This window comes from Burkholderiales bacterium, assembly GCA_023511995.1.
Lineage (GTDB): Bacteria > Pseudomonadota > Gammaproteobacteria > Burkholderiales > Thiobacteraceae > Thiobacter.
Genome location: JAIMAL010000018.1, coordinates 37,774 through 54,450, shown reverse-complemented (window position 1 = coordinate 54,450; position 16,677 = coordinate 37,774). Strand labels below are relative to the sequence as shown.

The following is a 16,677-nucleotide window of genomic DNA, read 5'->3' as shown; positions in this document are numbered from 1 at the left end:
AATAGCAACGCAGATGCGATTCGACTCACCAAAGCGCCAATCGAAGGCACAGGCCGGCCTAATGACAAATCTGGGTTAAACGGCCGTCCCTTGCCACGCGCCGCCACCACGGTGCGGCCAACGGTTTCGGGGCGGGCGCGGGGCATATCAGGCCTTCCGGATGAGCCGCGTGGCCTCGAGCAGGCTGGGCACCACGGCATCCACGTCCAGTTCCTCCACCGGCCGACCCCGATTGTAGCCATAGGGCACGCAGAACACATGGCAGCCGGCGGCGCGCGCCGCCTGGGCGTCATTGACCGAATCGCCGATGAGGAGGAGCGCGTCGGGATGGATGCGGAAATGTTCGGCGGCGTGCAGAAGCGGCAGGGGATCGGGCTTCTTGCGGGGCAGGGTGTCGCCACAAAGGATGAGATCGAAATAGCCGTGGAGATGCGTGGCCAGCAAAAGGGGGATGGTGAACTGCTCCGCCTTGTTGGTGATGCAGGCGAGGGGAAAACCCGCCGCCTGCAGGGCCTGCAGCCCCTCCACCACGCCGGGGAAGGGGCGCGACTGGTCGGCCACGTGTTCGCCGTAGTGGCGCTGGAAACTGGCCAGCGCCCGGGCAAAAAGCTCCGGGTCGGGCTCCGCCTCCATCTCGCCGGTGAGCACCCGCTTGACCAGCCGGGACACGCCATTGCCGATATAGGTGGACAGCACCTCGAGGGGCACCGGCGGCCGCTTGAGGTCGGCGAGCATGCGGTTGGCCGCCGCGGCGAGGTCCGGCGCGGTGTCAAGCAGGGTGCCGTCGAGGTCGATGACGACGGCCTTGACGGCGAGGGGAAAGCGCCCGCCCGTCTGCCCCGCGGGCACGGGAGGCGAGGACTGTGGAGCATCCATGGTTGACTCGTTCGCTCCGGCCGACCGCCGCACTCGGGGGCCGGATCAGACTTTGGCCAGTTCGGCGCGGAAGGCGGCGATGATGGAATCGTACCGGTGCGGGTCGGATTCCTTGGCCGCGCCGAAGACGGCGGAACCGGCGACGAAGGTATCGGCGCCGGCGCGGGCGATTTCGGCAATGTTATCCACCTTGACGCCGCCATCGATCTCCAGCCAGATCTCGCGGCCGGTTTTTTCCCGGTAGGCGTCGATCTTCTGCCGGGCAATCCGCAGCTTGTTGAGGGCCTCCGGGATGAATTTCTGCCCGCCGAAGCCCGGGTTCACGCTCATGAGCAACACCATGTCCAGCTTATCCATGACATGGTCCATGTAATGGAGCGGAGTGGCAGGATTGAACACCAGACCCGCTTTGCAGCCCTGGTCCTTGATAAGGGCAAGGGAGCGGTCGATGTGCTCGGAAGCCTCAGGATGGAAGGTGATGATGTCAGCCCCCGCCTTGGCGAAATCGGGAATGATGCGGTCCACGGGCTTCACCATCAGATGCACATCGATGATGGCGGAGGTGAGCGGACGGATGGCCTCGCACACCAACGGCCCGATGGTCAGGTTGGGCACGTAATGGTTATCCATCACGTCGAAATGGATGATGTCGGCGCCAGAGGCGATGACATCGGTGATCTCCTGCCCCAGTTTGGCGAAGTTGGCGGACAGGATGCTGGGCGCGATGCGATACTGGGCCATGGCGAATCCTCAACCGGAAACAAAGCCCGCCATTTTACCCGAACCCGCGCGGCCTTGCCTACGCGGGGGAATTCGTGTGCAATAGCGGGCCCGACCCGATTTTTGCCGAGCACGTCATGGCCGAGCGCACCAGGTACGAAATCACCGTCAGCTCCCGCGTGGACTATCTGCCGGAGCAGTCCGACGAGGCGGCGGGCCGCTACGTGTTCGCCTACACCATCACCATCACCAACACGGGCACCATCGCCGCCCAGCTCATCAGCCGGCACTGGATCATCACGGATGCGGAAGGTCAGGTGCAGGAGGTGCGGGGTCTGGGCGTGGTAGGCGAGCAGCCGTTGCTCAAGCCCGGCGAAAGCTATGAATACACCAGCGGCTCGGCCATCCCCACCCCCGTGGGGACGATGAAGGGCAGCTACCAGATGGTGGCGGAGGATGGTACCCGCTTCGAGGCGCCGATTCCCGAATTCGTCCTCTCCGTCCCCCGCGTCCTGCACTAGCCGCCCATCACGGGAGGGGTTGCCTTTCAGTCGTCCTTGTTTTTGCGCGGCAGCGTGAACCAGACGATGAAAATCAGCAGGGCCAGCGCAACCCCCGCTTCGATGATGAGCCAGGTCATGGGTTTCCTCCTCGGTGGGCGGGCGCGGTGCGCCCCGGGTTTCATCCCCCTCCAGTTTACGCGATGGGGCGGGCTTCGCCCCCAGGCCGCTTGGTTTTTCCTGCTTTTGGCCCTCGCCGGCTGCGCCCTACCGCCGAAACCGCCGGTGCCCGCGCCCCCGCTCACCGCCCCCGTGCTCACCGCCATAGACTGGAGCGAGGTGGAAGGGTGGGCGGAAAATGACGCCGCCTCCGCCTGGCCCGCTTTCCTCACCGGCTGCCGGGTGCTTGCGCAAAAGCCGGAATGGGGCGCAGTCTGTGAGGCAGCAGGACGGACCACGCCGCAGGATGACGAAGCGGCGCGAGCCTTCTTCGAGCGCTGGTTCACCCCCCACCGCCTGGCCGCCGCCGATGGCAGCGACACCGGCCTCATCACCGGCTATTACGAACCCCTGCTGCGGGGCAGCCGCACCCCCTCCGAGCGTTTCCGCTATCCCGTCTATGGCGTGCCGGAGGATCTGCTGGTGATCGATCTCGCCAGCGTCTATCCCGAGCTCAAATCCTACCGCCTGCGGGGCAGACTCGTGGGCAACCGGGTGCTGCCTTACTACAGCCGCGCCGAGATCGACGCCGGCGCGCCGCTTCCCGCCCGGGTGCTGGCCTGGGTGGACGATGCCCTGTCCCTTTTCTTCCTCCACATCCAGGGCTCGGGCCGCATCCTCCTCGACAATGGCGAAACCCTGCGCGTGGGCTATGGGGAACAGAACGGACACCCCTATGTTTCCATCGGCCGCAGGCTCGTGGAAATGGGCGAGCTCACGGTGCAGGAGGCCACGATGCAGGGCATCCGGCAGTGGGCGGCGCAGCATCCGGACAAACTGCCGCAGCTTCTTGCCGCCAATGGCAGCTATGTCTTCTTCCGCGAGCTGCCGCCCGTGGCGGCTGGGCCGGATGGCCCCCCCGGCGCCCTGGGTGTGCCCTTGACGCCGGGCAGAAGCCTCGCCGTGGACCCCCGCGCCGTGCCCCTGGGCGCGCCGGTTTTCCTGGCCACCACCTGGCCCACGAGCAAGCAAAGCCTACGCCGCCTCATGCTCGCCCAGGACACCGGCGGGGCCATCAAAGGCGCCGTGCGCGCCGACTTTTTCTGGGGGTTCGGCGAAGAAGCCGGGGAACTGGCAGGCGCCATGCGCGCCCCCGGCCGGATGTGGGTCCTGCTACCGAAAGGGCAGTGAGGGAAACAGCAATCAGGCTCAAGGCACAGGAGCAGCGGCTAGCCAAGAAAACAAAGCGAAACCCGCCGGCTGCAAAAGCCAAAAAAGCTGCCATGGCGCACGCTAGAGCGGGAAAAGAGAGGAAAAACCACAGAAGACACGGAGGGCTCGGGCAGTTTCTGATTCCTGATCCCTGCTTCCTGCCCCTTGCTTCACGTCCGCCGCTTGGCTGCGGTCGTGTAGGCGGCGTTTCTTTCCCGCTTGCCTACGGCAACGACGATGACCAGCCGCTCGCCATCCCGGACCTCATAGACGAGTCGGTAGCCCGCTGCCCACAGCTTGATTTTGTAGCGATGGGGATGTCCGGCAAGTTGTGCCGAGGCGAGGCGGGGTTGTTCAAGGCGTTCCCGGAGTTTGTTCCTGAACTGCTCGCGGATCGGCCGGTCCAGGCGGTTCCACTCCTCCCAGGCTGCCGGGTGGAAAGCGAGCTCATAACTCATCGATCCCGACCCGGCGCAGCGGCTGACCGTCCTTCAGCCGGGCATCCGCAAGGGCGTTGAGCTCCAGGTCCTCCAACTTCTCCATGAGCGCTTCGAAGACTTCGGCCGGCACGCAGTAGAACGCAGGCTCGTTCCGGTTGAGAATCGCCACCGGCGCCCCCTCCCCCGCAGCCACGGTCCCCATGGGATCGCGCTTGAGCTCGGTGATGCTCGCTGCCACCGAGCTTAAAAGAATATGCGCCATGAGTGCCTCCTGTCAGTCTCGCATGTCTATGAGAGACGATTCTACCAAATGGGTCCGTCGGCCCACTTTAAACCCAGATTTGTCATTAGGCCGGCCTGTGCCTTCGATTGGCGCTTTGGTGAGTCGAATCGCATCTGCGTTGCTATTTCATCCCCGCCTGCGCGCGCCCTGGCGGCCGTCTTTCGGCATCTTCGCACCCGTGCTCCTCACCCATAGGCCTCGCTATGGGCTCGTCGCCCGTGCGCGAATCTGTTCGAAACCCGGCTCGCCATCATCGCGCGCCCTAATGACAAATCTGGGTTAAAAGGAGCGCCGCGCAAGGGCAGCAGACATGTCGCGTGCAAAAACCAAACCCCAAAACCTACCATGCGCCCGAAGGGACAGGCAGAGAGGGGAAGCCACGGAGGAGTCGGTACAGTTTCCGACCCCTCACCCCTGACCCCTGATGCCTGCCGCCTCAGTTGTCCCCTGTCACCTGTCCCCGCCAGCCGAGGGCGACCGCCAGGCCGGCGAGCACCATTCCGGCCAGGATCATGAGGGGACCGATGCCGGTGCCGAGAATCTGGCCCGCCCAGCTCTGATTGAAGACGATGGCGAGATAGAGCATCCCGGAATGGAGCAGGGTACCCAGGATGAACAGCCAGCCGATGACCTGTTTCATCCAGGCGGGCCTGCAGGAGACGAAGAGCATCACCACGCCCACGGCGATGTTGAGCAGGGCTTCCAGGTTGCCATGGACGTGGGGACCGGAACGCACCGCGTCGATGGGGGCACGTGCGTTGATCTCGCGGTTGATGGCCAGTACGGCGTCGGTGACCAGGCGCCCCAGCTTGTCGGCGGTGATGGGGGCAAGCGTCTCCGGATCGTCGTAGTTGGCGCCGGCCACTTCCGCCAGCCGCCCGGTGGCCGCCACCCGCCCTTCCTGCGCCTGGTTGGCGGTGGGATGGAGCTTGAGCAGCATGTAGGGGCCCAGCGCGGCAGACAGGGCGAGGAAGAAAAAGCCGAAGGCGATGTTGATTCTGCTCATGACGGTCTCCTCTCGTGGTAAAGACATTCAGGGCTCGAACGTGACGTGGTACACCACCCGCGCCTTGACTGCGCGCCCCTGGCGCATAGCGGGCCGGAAGCGGGCATCCCGCAGCCAGTTGATGACCGCTTCCTCGAAGCCGTGCCCGGCGGGCTTGGCCTCGACGATGCTCACCTCGTCGGCACGACCGTGCTCGTTGAGGAGCATGAGCACGATCACCTCGCCGCGCAGGTCATTGCGGGCGGCTTCCTCAGGATAAACGGGCTTGCCGCCGCTGACCAGTACCGGGTGTTCGTCCACCATCCGCGCCGGGTAGTAGGTGGGATCCGGGGGCAGAGGAAGGTCCAGGGTGGTCGCACCCGCCGCCTCTTCCGGCATGCCGGGACGGGCCGCGTCTTCGGAGGGGGTGGGGGTGGGTGTCGGCGCGGTGGAAGCAGGCGCTTGGGCTTCGGGCACCGCCTTTGCCGGTGCCGCAACGGGAGCATCGGGAGCGGCGGGCGCAACATCGGCGGACGCCTTTGCCGGTGGTGAGACTTCAGCAAGGCGCACGGTGAGCGGACGGGGGGCGGCGCCGGCTCGCTCCACCGTCCCCACGCGCACCCCCAGAAACAACGCCGCGTGCAGCAGGGTGGACAGCAAAAGCGCAACGGTAAGCCGCAGGGGGGCACGCGCCGCGGGCGGGCCAACGCTCAGGCTGCCGGGCTTCATCTCACCACCGGGCGGGGCGTCCGCCTCCTGCCGCGGGAAAAGCGCAGGGCCCGGCGCCCTTCATCTTTTCCGCGCCACCATGTCGATGAGGGCGGACATGCCATAGTGCTTGGTCCCCTCGGTGAGGAAGTCCTCGTGTTCCCGAAGGTGCAGGATGTCCATGTCGGCGAAGGCTTCCCTAAGCAGGGCCGCGGTGTAGAGGTTTTCGACGGCAGAAGGCCCGCCGGTCCGGTACTCGAGCTGTTTTGGCGTATAGCCCTGGAGGATGAGATGGCCGCCAGGCTTCAGCGCTTCCTTGATGCGGGCAAAGAGGATGTCCCTTTCCGGCGGCGCTGCGAACTGGATGAAGATGGCGGCCACGATGTCGAAGGCTTGCCGCGGCCAATCCCAGGCGAGGACGTCGGCGACATGGAACTCCACCTCCACGCCCCGCTCCGCGGCAAGCCGCCTCGCCTTTTCCACCGCCGGTGCCGAGAAATCCACCGACACCACGGAAAGCCCCTGCTGCGCCAGCCACACCCCGTTGCGACCCTCGCCGTCGGCCACGGCGAGCGCCCGCTGGCCTGGTTTGAGCAGGGCTTTCTGCGAAGCAAGAAAGACATTGGGCTCGGTGCCGAAGATGTAATGGGGCTCGGCGTAATGGCCATCCCACATTTCCCGGCTCATTTGCGCGCACCCTCCTTCGCCGTTTTTGCCTCGTTGAGCAGTTCCTCGATTTTCTCGCGGGGAATGGCACCCGGCACAAGCCGCCCGCTCTCAAAAACCAGCGCCGGCGTGCCCTGGATGTTGAGCCTGTTGGCAAGCTCAATGGTGCGGGCCACCGGATTGTCGCAATCGCCCCGGTTGTCGGGGAGCGTCCCCGTCTGCATGGCCGCAAGCCAGGCCTGGGCACGATCCGGGGCGCACCAGATTTTGCGCGCCTTCTGCCCTGCCTCCGGATGTAACTGTTCCAGGGGCAGCAGGAACACATAGACGGTGAGGTCATCCATGCGGGCAAGCTCCGCCTCTAGGCGCCGACAGTAGGGGCAGTCGGGGTCCTCGAAGACGGCAAGCTTGCGACTGCCCTTGCCGCGCACGATGCGGATGGCATCATCGAGGGGGAGGCTCGCGAAATCCACGCGCAGCAGGGCTTCGCGTCTTTCGGCGGTGAGATTGCGGTTGTTCCGCGTGTCGATGATATTGCCCAGGATCACGTGATCCACCTTCTCATCCACGTAGAACACCTGCTGGCCCGCGGTGACTTCGTAGAGGCCCTTGACCGGCGCCTTGCGCACCGAGGAGACGGGAATGTCGGGAAAGCGCGTGGCGAGTTCCTTGCGCACGGAATTTTCGTCGGCACAGGCCACGGTGGAGACGGCAAGGAAGAGCACGCACAAACGGGACAGCACTCGGGAGATCATGATTTCCTTTCTTTGGTAGTAGAACGCAAAGCGTTGCCCCATGCCCCTCCCCTTTCCGGAAGAGGCGGGAGAGAACAGATCGTGGCGAACCGCCGTTTCATCTCCGGGTTCACTCAACTCGTACCCAGCGCATGGCGCACCAGTGCCTGTTTGAGGAAACCCGCCCGCTGGGTAAGCGAAAGCCCCAGGTTGCGCAGCACGCCCACCACGGGATGGGGATGGGCGAAGAGTTCCTTGAGGGCATCGGTGACGAACTGCATGGCCAGCACGTCCTCCTTGCGCGCGCGCTCGTAGCGGCGCAGCAGGGCAAACTCGCCGCAGTCCCGCACCCCGCGGCGGGAAAGCTCCCGCGCCAGCACCTCGGCATCGCCGAAACCCAGATTCACGCCCTGCCCGGCCAGGGGATGCACCTGATGCGCGGCATCGCCGACGAGGGCTAGGCGCGGCGCAACGACCGTATCCACCTGGATGAGATGCAGGGGAAAAGCCGCCGCCGGCGTGATGCAGGTAAGCGTGCCTACAGCATCGCTCACTTCAGCGACCCGCGCCGCCAGTTCCCCGGGCGGAAGGGCAAGCAGTTTTGCTGCATGTGCCGTGTCGGTGGACCACACCATGGACAGATGGTTTCCGGGTAGCGGCAGCCAGGCGAGGATGCCATCGCGGCGGAACCACTGGCGGGCAATGCCGCCATGGGGTTTTTCGCAGGCGAAATTGGCCACCACCCCCATCTGCCGATAATCCTTGTTACGGAAGCGCAGGCCCGCCTGCTGCCGCACCCAGGAGCGGGCGCCATCCGCGCCGACGATCAGCTTCGCGGCAAGGACCCTGCCATCGTCAAGGAAAAGCCGCGCCCAATCCGCCTCCAGCGCGAGACGGGAAGACCTCGCCGGACAATGGCAGACCACCTGCGGGCATTCCGGCAAGGCCTGCCAGAGGGCCCGGCTAAGCGCCCGGCTTTCCACGATCACGGCAAGCGCCGCCACCCCTGCCTCGTAGGCGGAAAAATGGAGGAAGCTTCTGCCATCATCGCCGCGGATGTGCATGGCGCTCACCGCCTGCAGCCGCTCGGCCGGCAGGCGCGCCCACACACCCAGCGCCTCGAGGAAACGCACGCTGCCGGGACTGATCGCGTAGATGCGGCTGTCCCAGCCGGCTTCCCCCGGCGGGGCGCCACAGGGGGCCTGCCCTTCCACCAGCACGGTGTCCAGCCCCGCCCGGCCCAGGGCCAGGGCGCAGCTTGCGCCCACCAGGCCGCCGCCGACGACGATGACGTCGTGTCGCGTCTCCACGTCAACCCCGGGCGCCGAAGATCATGCGCCGCACAACGAAATCCTTGGCCGGCGGCAGGACATCCAGAACCGACAGCGCCGCCGCCCGCATCTGGCTCAAGACAGGCAGCGCATTGGAAAAGCCGCGGACGAGGAAGTCGGTGAAGAGGATTCCCCCCGCCGTATCCGGACGGCGGCCCCTCGCGTAGGCCCGAAGCATGGCCGGCCCGCCCAGCTCCCCCCGCGGGGTGGCGAGGATGTGGGAGGCGAGCTCCCAGGCATCCCGCAAACCCATGTTGAAGCCCTGGCCAGCCACGGGGTGCAGGGTTTGCGCCGCGTTGCCGATGAGGACGGTGCGAGCCGCGGTGCGGGGAAAAGCAAGCCGCAACGTCAGCGGGAAACTGGCGCGCGGCCCCGCCCACAGGAAGCGTCCGCGCCGGTCGCCGAAATGGGTGTGCAGCCGCGCAAGGAAGGTCGCCTCGTCCCATTCCCGGATCAATGCGGCCTTCTTTGGCGAAGCGGTCCACACCAGGGCGTAGTGATCGCGGTAGGGCAACAGGGCCAGCGGGCCTTCCGGGGTGAAGCGCTCGAAGGCCAGGCCCTCGTGGGGCCGCTCGGTGCCCACCTGGCAGACCACCGCGCACTGGCCGTAATCGTGCTGGAAAAGCCGCACCGGCAGCGCCTTCAGGGAACGTCCGCCATCGGCCACCACGAGAAGGCGACAGGCCGTCGTCCGCGTCTCGTCCCCCCGCGACCAAGTGACGCGGGGGGCCGTGGCATCGGGTACCAAGTCGTGCGCCTCGGCGCCAGTGTGGTAGTCGAGGGGGGCTTGCTTCAGCGCCTCGTGCAGGGCGCGACTCAAGCGGGCGTAATCCAGCACGTAGCCCAGCGCCGGCAGGCCCGCCTCCTCGGCGGTGAGGAGGGTGCGGCCAAACGCCCCCCGCTGGGAGACGTGAATGCGGGTGATGGGCGTGGTTTCCCCCAACTGCGCCCACACCCCCAGCCCCTCCAGGATCAGCCGGCTGCCGTGGGAAAGCGCCAGGGTGCGTCCATCGGCCAGGTCCTCGAACCTGGATCGGGCCTCCAGCACCATCACCGACGGCGCCACCCCCCCACCCTGGGCCAGCGCCAAGGCGAGGGTGGCCCCCACCGGCCCGCCACCGACGATGACCACATCCGGGCGCTCAGGCGTCTGTCCCATGGCCCTGCCCCTGCATCCAGGCTTCGATTTCCGCCACCGTCTTCGGCGCCGCCTGGGTGAGCACCTCGCACCCTTGCGCCGTGACGCACACGTCGTCTTCGATGCGGATGCCAATGCCGGCCAGCGCCTCGGGTACGCCCTCCCCCGGCCGGATATAAAGCCCCGGCTCCACGGTGAGCACCATGCCCGGGACGAGCTCGCGCCACTCGCCCCCGCGTTTGTATTCGCCCGCATCGTGCACGTCCATGCCGAGCCAATGACCGGTCTTGTGCATGTAGAACCGCTTGTAGGCGCCGGATTCCAGCACCCCGTCGACGCTGCCGCTGATGAGCCCCAGATCGATCATGCCTTGGGCGAGCACCCGCAGCGCGGCTTCGTGGGGTTCGTTCCAGCGGGCCCCGGGGCGTACCCGTTCCATGGCCGCCTGCTGGGCGGCAAGCACGATCTCGTAGCAGTCCCTCTGGGCTGCGCGGAAGCGGCCCGTGACGGGAAAGGTGCGGGTGATGTCGGCGGCATAGCCATCGAGCTCGCAGCCGGCGTCGATCAGGAGCAGATCCCCCTCCCGCAGACAGGCATTGTTGGCCACATAGTGCAGCACGCAGGCATTCGCCCCACCGGCGACGATGGGGGTGTAGGCCGGTGCCTGCGCCCCCCGCCGGCGGAATTCGTAGAGGAGCTCCGCCTCGATCTCGTATTCCCAGCGACCGGGCGCAGTGGCGCGCATGGCGCGCCGGTGGGCCGCCACGGAAATCTCCGCCGCGCGGCGCATGAGGGCAAGCTCGTGTTCGTCCTTGATGAGGCGCATTTCGTCCAAAAGCGCCCGCACGTCGCGGATGTCCGCCGGCGCGCTCACCCCATTGCGCACCTCGGCGCGCACGCTGTTGAGCCAGCCTACGACCCGGCTGTCCCAGCTTGCATCCGCGCCCAGATCGAAATAGAGATGGGGCCGGTCGGCGAGGAGCTTGGGCATCATCTCGTCGAGCCGGGTGATGGAATAGGCCTCATCCATGCCGAAGACCTCCCGCGCCGCCTCGGGACCGTAACGGAAGCCCTCCCAGATCTCCCGCTCCTCGTTTTTGTCGCGGCAGAAAAGGAGGCTTTTCACGCCGTCATCCACCACCAGCACCAGCACGGCCTCCGGCTCCGGAAAACCAGTGAGGTAATAGAAATAGCTGTCGAAGCGGTAAGGGTAGGTGCTGTCCCGGTTGCGCGGCCGTTCCGGGGCGGTGGGGATCACCGCCACGCCCGCCTCCATGCGCGCGGCCAGACGCAGGCGCCGTTCACGATGGGGATTCATGGGCACTCCTCGTCAATCCTGTCTGCGCCGTCACAGGCCCGCCGGCGGCAGTACGTAAGCACGCGGTCAAGGGCGGCCAAGCGCTCGGGCGTGCCCACGTCCACCCAGCGCGCCCGCAGGTGTTCCCCCCGCACTCCACCCTGGCCGATAAGATTCCGCAACAGGGGCGCCAGGGCCGCATGGCTGCCCGGCTCGATATGGGCGAAGCTTTCCGGACGAAAGACGCCGATGCCGGCATAGGTGAGGCGCGGCCCGTCGGCAAGGCGCACCACCCCATCGACGAGGACGAAGTCCCCTTCCCGGTGATGGGGCGGATTGTCCACCAGCACGAGATGGGCGCAATAAGCCGGATCACGCGCCATCTCCTTGCCAATCGCCAGGGCACGACGGAAATCGTAATAGGTGTGGATGTCGCCATTGACCACGAGGAAGGGCCCCTCCCCCAAAAGCGGCAGGGCCTTGGCGATGCCGCCGGCGGTTTCCAGCGGCTCGCCTTCCGCCGAATAGCGGAGACTCACCCCCCAGCAGCGGCCATCCCCCAGCGCCTCTTCGATGAGGTGTCCGAGATGGGCGTGGTTGATCACCACCTCGCGAAACCCCGCCCGCGCCAGGTTTTCGATGTGCCAGACGATGAGGGGCTTGCCTCCCACCGCCAGCAGTGGCTTGGGCAGCGTGTCGGTGAGGGGCCGCATGCGGGTGCCGCGCCCGGCGGCGAGGATCATGGCTTTCATCTTCAGAAGGTGTAGCCCACCTGCGCCTCGTTGCCGTGCAGCTCGTCCAGCAGCCTAAGCAGGGGATGAAGGGCGCGGTAGCGCTCACAGGCCCGGCGCAGATAATCGAGCACCACGGGCAGACTCTGTAGATAGGCATCCTTGCCGTCGCGATGCCAGAGGCGGGCGAAGATGCCCAGCACCTTGAGGTGACGCTGCACCCCCATCCATTCGAAATCCCGGTAGAACTCGGCGAAATCGGCCGCCACTGGCAGGCCCTCCTGCTTCGCCCGTTCCCAGTAGCGGATCACCCAGTCGAGCACCTGCTCCTCGTCCCAGGCGATGTAGGCATCCTTGTAGAGGGACACCAGGTCGTAGGTGATGGGGCCATAGACCGCATCCTGGAAATCGAGGATACCGGGATTGGGATCGTGCACCATGAGATTGCGGGAATGGTAGTCCCGATGCACGAACACCCGGGGCTGCGCCAGCGCCCGCTCAAGGATCAAGGCAAAGGCGGATTCCAGCGCCGCCTGCTGATCGGCGCTGAGTTCCCGCCCCAGATGCCGCTTCACATACCACTCGGGAAAGAGGCGCATCTCCCGAAGAAGCAGGGCCTCGTCGTAATCCGGCAGGAGATGGGGCGCGCTGGCGAGCTGGATTTTGATCAATGCCTCGTTGGCATCCCCGTAGAGGCGGTCGGCGTTTTCCTCGGTAAGCTGCTCGAGGTAGGTGTCCCGCCCGAGATCGGTGAGGAGCAGAAACCCCCGGTCCAGATCCTGGGCGAGGATTTTGGGCACGTTCACCCCCGCCGCTTCGAACAGTTGCGCGACATGGACGAAGGGCCGGCAGTCCTCGTGCTCAGGGGGCGCGTCCATGGCGATAAAGGTCTCATCGTCGAGATGCACCCGCCAGTAGCGGCGGAAGCTGGCATCCGAGGAGGCGGGCAGGATGAGGAAATGTTCCCCTGCGAACACCTGGGATAGCCACCAGTCGAGATCGAGCAACCGGTCCAATGGACTTCCAATTGAAAAAATTGAGGTTTTGTGCGATTTTAGCAGCTTTCCCCCGCCCCCCATCCAACAATGATCGCCTCCCGGTCGCGGCTTGCCGTCGGTGTTCTATTTTTGTGCCTGGCACCTGCCCCCTACGCAGCGACCAATCTGCCGCCGCTGAAAGTGGACCCGCGCCTTCTGGGTCTGCCGGCGCTCCCGGCTCCGGAGGGGACGCGCCCGCCCGTTGAGCCGAAGCCCCGCGAGCAACTGCCGGCACCTCTCCCCGAGGCGCAGACGCGCCCCGCCCCTGAGGGCCCCGCCCCGCTTCCCGCCACCGGGCCCGCGGTGAGCTTGCCCACGCCAACCTCCGCCATCCCCCCCGAGCCGCCCCCCGTGGCGCCATCGGCCGCCGGGGAGGCACCCCTGACGCTCTTGCCCACGGAAACGCTGCCCCCCAGGCACGACGTGGTTGAAGCGCCACTGCCCATCTTCGTGCGCGCCCTGGAAATCCGCGGCCATCAGGACCAGGAGGTGGAAGCGGAAGGCGAGGTGGAAGTGCGCAAGCTGGGGGTGACGGTGACCGCCGATCGCATGCGCTATGACACGCCCACCGGCGATTTGTTTGCGCAAGGAAGCGTGCGGGTACAGACCGAAAACGCCCTGGCACGGGGGCCGGAACTGCGCCTCAACTTGGAAACTAAGACCGGGCGCATGGCGCAGCCCACGTACATGCTGGCCGCGGAACACGCCCGGGGAAGCGCGGAAGAGGCGGAATTCCTGGGGGAGAACCGCATGCGCCTGAAAGATGCCAGCTACACCACCTGCGGCCCCGGGCAGGATGACTGGTTCATCCGCGCTGGGGAGCTTTACCTCGACCGCACCGCCAATGAAGGCGTGGCCCGCCACGCGCGGGTGGAATTCATGGACGTGCCCCTCCTCTATACGCCCTGGATCAGCTTTCCTTTGAACCGCCAGCGCAAATCCGGGCTGCTCGCGCCCAGCTTCGGCACCACCGGCAAAAGCGGCGCCGAACTCACCCTGCCCTACTACTGGAACATCGCGCCCAACTACGATGCCACCATCACCCCCCGGTTCATGCAAAAACGCGGGCTGCAGTTGGGCGGCGAGTTCCGCTACCTTGAGCCCCGCTACGCGGGAACCCTGCAGGCGGAATACCTCTCCAACGACCGCGTCCGCGATACCGACCGCAGTCTGCTCTCCTGGCAGCACCAGCAGCAGTTGGGCTACGGGCTTGCCGGCATGCTCAATATCCAGCGGGTGTCCGACAACGACTATTTCCGGGATCTCTCTACCCTGGTGACCCAGACCTCCCAGACCCTCCTGCCCCGCGAAGGGGTTTTGAATTTTGCCCGCGGCGGCCTGAGTCTCCTCGGGCGCGTGCAGCGCTTCCAGGTCCTGCAGGACCCGGCCTCCCCCATCATTGCGCCCTACAACCGCCAGCCGCAGATCAGCCTTGCCTACAACAAGCTGGACTGGCTTGGCACCGACCTCAGGCTTTTTGGCGAGTGGGCGGAATTCCGCAGCACGGGCCTGGTGAGCGGCCGGCGTCTGGTGGCCTATCCCAGTGTCAGCCTGCCCTTGGCCCGCAGCTTCGGCCACCTCACGCCGCGCCTCGGAGTGCACTACACCCGCTACACCCTAGACGAGACCACCACCGGCCTGCCGGATGCCACCGGCACGGTGCGTCCCTATCAGCTGGATGCCACGCGCACGCTCCCCATCGCAAGCCTCGATGGCGGTCTTGTCTTCGAACGGCAGGCAAGCCTTTTCGGTCAGGCCATGCTGCAAACCCTGGAGCCGCGGCTCTATTACCTCTACGTGCCCTACAAGGATCAAAGCCGCTTGCCGAGTTTCGATTCGGCGGAGGCGGATTTCAATTTCGCCCAGATTTTCTCGGAGAACCGCTTCTCCGGGCAGGACCGCATCAGCGATGCCAACCAGCTCACCCTCGCCCTCACTTCCCGTTATCTGGAGCCCGCCACGGGCCAGGAGCGGCTGCGTCTGATGCTGGGACAACGCCTCTCCTTCCGCGTGCCCCAGGTGACCCTCGTCGCCGCTGCGCCCAAGGATCGGCGTTCCGATTTCCTTGCCAGTCTGGGCGGACAGCTGGCAACCGGCTTCAGTTTCGACAGTGCCTGGGAGTACAACCCCAACCAGCGCCACACGGAGCGCTACAACGTGGCCCTCCGCTACGCTCCCCAGGCCGGCCGGGTGGCCAACCTCACCTACCGCTTCAACCGCAACGATCTGCGTCAGGTGGATGCTTCCGCCCAGTGGCCCCTCGCGCCCCAGTGGCAGGGCGTGGCGCGCTGGAATTATTCCCTGGCCGACCGGCGGCTTTTGGAAGGCATCGCCGGTGTCGAATACAACAAGGGTTGTTGGGCCCTGCGCCTGGTGGCCCACCGTTTCGCCACCGCCACCCAGCAGACCACCAACGCCTTCTTCGTGCAACTGGAGCTGGCCGGCGCAAGCCACTTGGGCTCCAACCCCCTGTCGCTGCTGCGCAGCAGCATTCCCGGCTTCACCCCCACCGAGCTCAACCCCGGCACCTATTCCCTGGAAGACTACTGATCCATGTCTCGCCTGCCCCTGGCCCTGCTGTTTTTCCTGCCGCTCCTCGCTTCGCCGGCCCTGGCCCAGACCCGCGCACCGGTGCTGCCGGTGGATCGCATCGTGGCCGTGGTCAACAATGAAGTCATCACCCGGCAGGAACTGGACGCGCGCCTGCGGCTGGCCCTGCGGCAGATGAAGGCGCAGAACGTGCCCCCGCCGCCGCTGCCGGTTCTGGAAAAGCAGCTTCTGGAGAGGCTGATCACGGAAAAGGTGCAGCTTCAGTTTGCTCGCGCCACCGGCATCCGCGTCGATGACCTGCAGCTTGACCGCGCGCTCATGCGCATCGCCGCGGCCAACAACCTGAATATTGAGCAGTTCCGCCAGGCGGTGGAACAGGATGGCGTGCCTTTTTCCCGCTTCCGCGAGGAAATCCGCAACGAGATCATCCTCTCCCGCCTGCGGGAGCGGGAGGTGGAAAACCGCGTCACGGTGACGGATGCCGAGGTGGAACAGTTCTTCCGCAGCGTGGAAGGCCAGCAGCACGACGCGGAGACGGAATATCACCTCGCCCACATCCTCGTCCGCGTGCCGGAGCAGGCGAGCCCGGAAACCATCCAGGCCCGCCGCGCCCGCGCCGAACAGGCGCTGGCCGAACTGCGCAAAGGCACCCCTTTCGCCCAGGTGGCCGCGGCCTATTCCGACGCCCCGGATGCCTTGAACGGCGGCGAGCTGGGCTGGCGGCCCGCCAGTCGTCTGCCGGAACTCTTCCTGCCGGTGCTGGATGCTCTGAGCCCGGGAGCAGTGAGCGACATTCTGCGCAGCCCCGCGGGCTTCCACATCCTGAAACTCAATGACAAACGCGGCGGCAAAGCCCCCCTCGTCGTGGAACAGACCCATGCCCGCCACATCCTGGTCAAGGTCAATGAACTGGTGAGTGAGGCGGATGCGAAGCGGCGCCTCCTCGCGCTCAAGGAGCGCATCGAAAACGGCGCCGACTTTGCCGAGCTGGCCCGGCTCAACTCCGAGGACGCTTCGGCGGCGAAGGGCGGCGATCTGGGCTGGCTCGCTCCCGGCGATACGGTGCCGGAATTCGAACGCGCCATGAACGCCCTGCCGGTAGGGGGCTTGAGCGAGCCGGTGCAGACCCCCTTCGGCTGGCATCTGATCCAGGTGCTGGAACGGCGCAAGCAGGATGTCACCGACGAGCAGCGCAAGCTGAAAGCACGACTCATGATCCGCGAGCGCAAGGCGGACGAGGCCTACCAGGAATTCGTGCGCCAGCTTCGGGATCAGGCCTACGTCGAATACCGCTTGGAAGACCGCTAGCG

Annotated in this window: 17 protein-coding genes; 4 read left to right on the top strand and 13 right to left on the bottom strand. The window is 66.2% G+C overall.

Going from position 1 to position 16,677, the window contains the following annotated elements; genetic code table 11:
• Nucleotides 1-147 precede the first annotated feature (147 nt).
• Both K6T56_09975 and rpe read right to left on the bottom strand, forming a co-directional pair.
• Nucleotides 148-876, bottom strand: coding sequence for a phosphoglycolate phosphatase (locus K6T56_09975; protein ID MCL6556676.1), 729 nt, complete (start codon nucleotides 874-876; stop codon nucleotides 148-150).
• A 45-nt stretch (nucleotides 877-921) separates the two neighbouring features.
• Nucleotides 922-1,617: a ribulose-phosphate 3-epimerase gene (gene rpe / locus K6T56_09970; GenBank protein ID MCL6556675.1), complete on the bottom strand. Its 696-nt coding sequence runs from the start codon at nucleotides 1,615-1,617 to the stop codon at nucleotides 922-924.
• Nucleotides 1,618-1,733: 116 nt separating this feature from the next.
• Here rpe and apaG point away from each other — a divergent pair, with 116 nt between their 5' ends.
• Nucleotides 1,734-2,117 carry a Co2+/Mg2+ efflux protein ApaG gene (gene apaG / locus K6T56_09965; protein ID MCL6556674.1) on the top strand — a complete coding sequence of 128 codons (384 nt, stop codon included), beginning with the start codon at nucleotides 1,734-1,736 and terminating at the stop codon, nucleotides 2,115-2,117.
• A 117-nt stretch (nucleotides 2,118-2,234) separates the two neighbouring features.
• On the top strand, nucleotides 2,235-3,446 hold the full coding sequence (locus K6T56_09960) for a murein transglycosylase A (GenBank protein ID MCL6556673.1): 1,212 nt from the start codon (nucleotides 2,235-2,237) through the stop codon (nucleotides 3,444-3,446).
• 191 nt (nucleotides 3,447-3,637) lie between these two features.
• Here the strand turns inward: K6T56_09960 and K6T56_09955 are convergent, their stop codons facing one another.
• The 11 genes from K6T56_09955 to K6T56_09905 form a co-directional block, all read right to left on the bottom strand.
• On the bottom strand, nucleotides 3,638-3,925 hold the full coding sequence (locus K6T56_09955) for a type II toxin-antitoxin system RelE/ParE family toxin (protein MCL6556672.1): 288 nt from the start codon (nucleotides 3,923-3,925) through the stop codon (nucleotides 3,638-3,640).
• Nucleotides 3,915-4,169: a type II toxin-antitoxin system Phd/YefM family antitoxin gene (locus tag K6T56_09950; GenBank protein ID MCL6556671.1), complete on the bottom strand. Its 255-nt coding sequence runs from the start codon at nucleotides 4,167-4,169 to the stop codon at nucleotides 3,915-3,917. The genes K6T56_09955 and K6T56_09950 overlap by 11 nt, the downstream gene beginning before the upstream one ends.
• 457 nt (nucleotides 4,170-4,626) lie before the next feature.
• Nucleotides 4,627-5,196, bottom strand: coding sequence for a hypothetical protein (locus K6T56_09945; GenBank protein ID MCL6556670.1), 570 nt, complete (start codon nucleotides 5,194-5,196; stop codon nucleotides 4,627-4,629).
• A 27-nt stretch (nucleotides 5,197-5,223) separates the two neighbouring features.
• A complete protein-coding gene (locus tag K6T56_09940) occupies nucleotides 5,224-5,904 on the bottom strand; it encodes a TonB family protein (GenBank protein ID MCL6556669.1) in 681 nt (226 codons plus the stop codon).
• 60 nt (nucleotides 5,905-5,964) lie between these two features.
• Nucleotides 5,965-6,570: a class I SAM-dependent methyltransferase gene (locus K6T56_09935; protein ID MCL6556668.1), complete on the bottom strand. Its 606-nt coding sequence runs from the start codon at nucleotides 6,568-6,570 to the stop codon at nucleotides 5,965-5,967.
• Nucleotides 6,567-7,346 (bottom strand): DsbC family protein, encoded by a 780-nt coding sequence (locus K6T56_09930; GenBank protein ID MCL6556667.1) that lies wholly within the window; start codon nucleotides 7,344-7,346, stop codon nucleotides 6,567-6,569. The genes K6T56_09935 and K6T56_09930 overlap by 4 nt, the downstream gene beginning before the upstream one ends.
• A gap of 71 nt (nucleotides 7,347-7,417) precedes the next feature.
• Nucleotides 7,418-8,593 (bottom strand): UbiH/UbiF family hydroxylase, encoded by a 1,176-nt coding sequence (locus K6T56_09925; protein ID MCL6556666.1) that lies wholly within the window; start codon nucleotides 8,591-8,593, stop codon nucleotides 7,418-7,420.
• A gap of 1 nt (nucleotide 8,594) precedes the next feature.
• Complete coding sequence (locus tag K6T56_09920; GenBank protein MCL6556665.1) at nucleotides 8,595-9,773, bottom strand: FAD-dependent monooxygenase; 1,179 nt, start codon at nucleotides 9,771-9,773, stop codon at nucleotides 8,595-8,597.
• Nucleotides 9,757-11,070, bottom strand: a complete 1,314-nt coding sequence (locus K6T56_09915) for an aminopeptidase P N-terminal domain-containing protein (protein MCL6556664.1) — start codon at nucleotides 11,068-11,070, stop codon at nucleotides 9,757-9,759. Before K6T56_09915 ends, K6T56_09920 begins: the two co-directional genes overlap by 17 nt.
• Nucleotides 11,067-11,801: a nucleotidyltransferase family protein gene (locus tag K6T56_09910; protein MCL6556663.1), complete on the bottom strand. Its 735-nt coding sequence runs from the start codon at nucleotides 11,799-11,801 to the stop codon at nucleotides 11,067-11,069. The genes K6T56_09915 and K6T56_09910 overlap by 4 nt, the downstream gene beginning before the upstream one ends.
• A gap of 2 nt (nucleotides 11,802-11,803) precedes the next feature.
• Nucleotides 11,804-12,859, bottom strand: a complete 1,056-nt coding sequence (locus K6T56_09905) for a phosphotransferase (GenBank protein ID MCL6556662.1) — start codon at nucleotides 12,857-12,859, stop codon at nucleotides 11,804-11,806.
• A gap of 309 nt (nucleotides 12,860-13,168) precedes the next feature.
• Between K6T56_09905 and K6T56_09900 the strand changes: the two genes are divergently transcribed.
• Nucleotides 13,169-15,367 (top strand): LPS-assembly protein LptD, encoded by a 2,199-nt coding sequence (locus K6T56_09900; GenBank protein ID MCL6556661.1) that lies wholly within the window; start codon nucleotides 13,169-13,171, stop codon nucleotides 15,365-15,367.
• A 3-nt stretch (nucleotides 15,368-15,370) separates the two neighbouring features.
• Nucleotides 15,371-16,675: a peptidylprolyl isomerase gene (locus K6T56_09895; GenBank protein MCL6556660.1), complete on the top strand. Its 1,305-nt coding sequence runs from the start codon at nucleotides 15,371-15,373 to the stop codon at nucleotides 16,673-16,675.
• The last annotated feature ends 2 nt before the right edge of the window (nucleotides 16,676-16,677 follow it).

Bases quoted from the DNA above. Each gene is read 5' to 3' on its own strand.
- K6T56_09975 (MCL6556676.1), bottom strand. From the start codon at position 876: ATGGATGCTCCACAGTCCTCGCCTCCCGTGCCCGCGGGGCAGACGGGC.
- rpe (MCL6556675.1), bottom strand. From the start codon at position 1,617: ATGGCCCAGTATCGCATCGCGCCCAGCATCCTGTCCGCCAACTTCGCC.
- apaG (MCL6556674.1), top strand. From the start codon at position 1,734: ATGGCCGAGCGCACCAGGTACGAAATCACCGTCAGCTCCCGCGTGGAC.
- K6T56_09960 (MCL6556673.1), top strand. From the start codon at position 2,235: ATGGGTTTCCTCCTCGGTGGGCGGGCGCGGTGCGCCCCGGGTTTCATC.
- K6T56_09955 (MCL6556672.1), bottom strand. From the start codon at position 3,925: ATGAGTTATGAGCTCGCTTTCCACCCGGCAGCCTGGGAGGAGTGGAAC.
- K6T56_09950 (MCL6556671.1), bottom strand. From the start codon at position 4,169: ATGGCGCATATTCTTTTAAGCTCGGTGGCAGCGAGCATCACCGAGCTC.
- K6T56_09945 (MCL6556670.1), bottom strand. From the start codon at position 5,196: ATGAGCAGAATCAACATCGCCTTCGGCTTTTTCTTCCTCGCCCTGTCT.
- K6T56_09940 (MCL6556669.1), bottom strand. From the start codon at position 5,904: ATGAAGCCCGGCAGCCTGAGCGTTGGCCCGCCCGCGGCGCGTGCCCCC.
- K6T56_09935 (MCL6556668.1), bottom strand. From the start codon at position 6,570: ATGAGCCGGGAAATGTGGGATGGCCATTACGCCGAGCCCCATTACATC.
- K6T56_09930 (MCL6556667.1), bottom strand. From the start codon at position 7,346: ATGGGGCAACGCTTTGCGTTCTACTACCAAAGAAAGGAAATCATGATC.
- K6T56_09920 (MCL6556665.1), bottom strand. From the start codon at position 9,773: ATGGGACAGACGCCTGAGCGCCCGGATGTGGTCATCGTCGGTGGCGGG.
- K6T56_09915 (MCL6556664.1), bottom strand. From the start codon at position 11,070: ATGAATCCCCATCGTGAACGGCGCCTGCGTCTGGCCGCGCGCATGGAG.
- K6T56_09910 (MCL6556663.1), bottom strand. From the start codon at position 11,801: ATGAAAGCCATGATCCTCGCCGCCGGGCGCGGCACCCGCATGCGGCCC.
- K6T56_09905 (MCL6556662.1), bottom strand. From the start codon at position 12,859: ATGGGGGGCGGGGGAAAGCTGCTAAAATCGCACAAAACCTCAATTTTT.
- K6T56_09895 (MCL6556660.1), top strand. From the start codon at position 15,371: ATGTCTCGCCTGCCCCTGGCCCTGCTGTTTTTCCTGCCGCTCCTCGCT.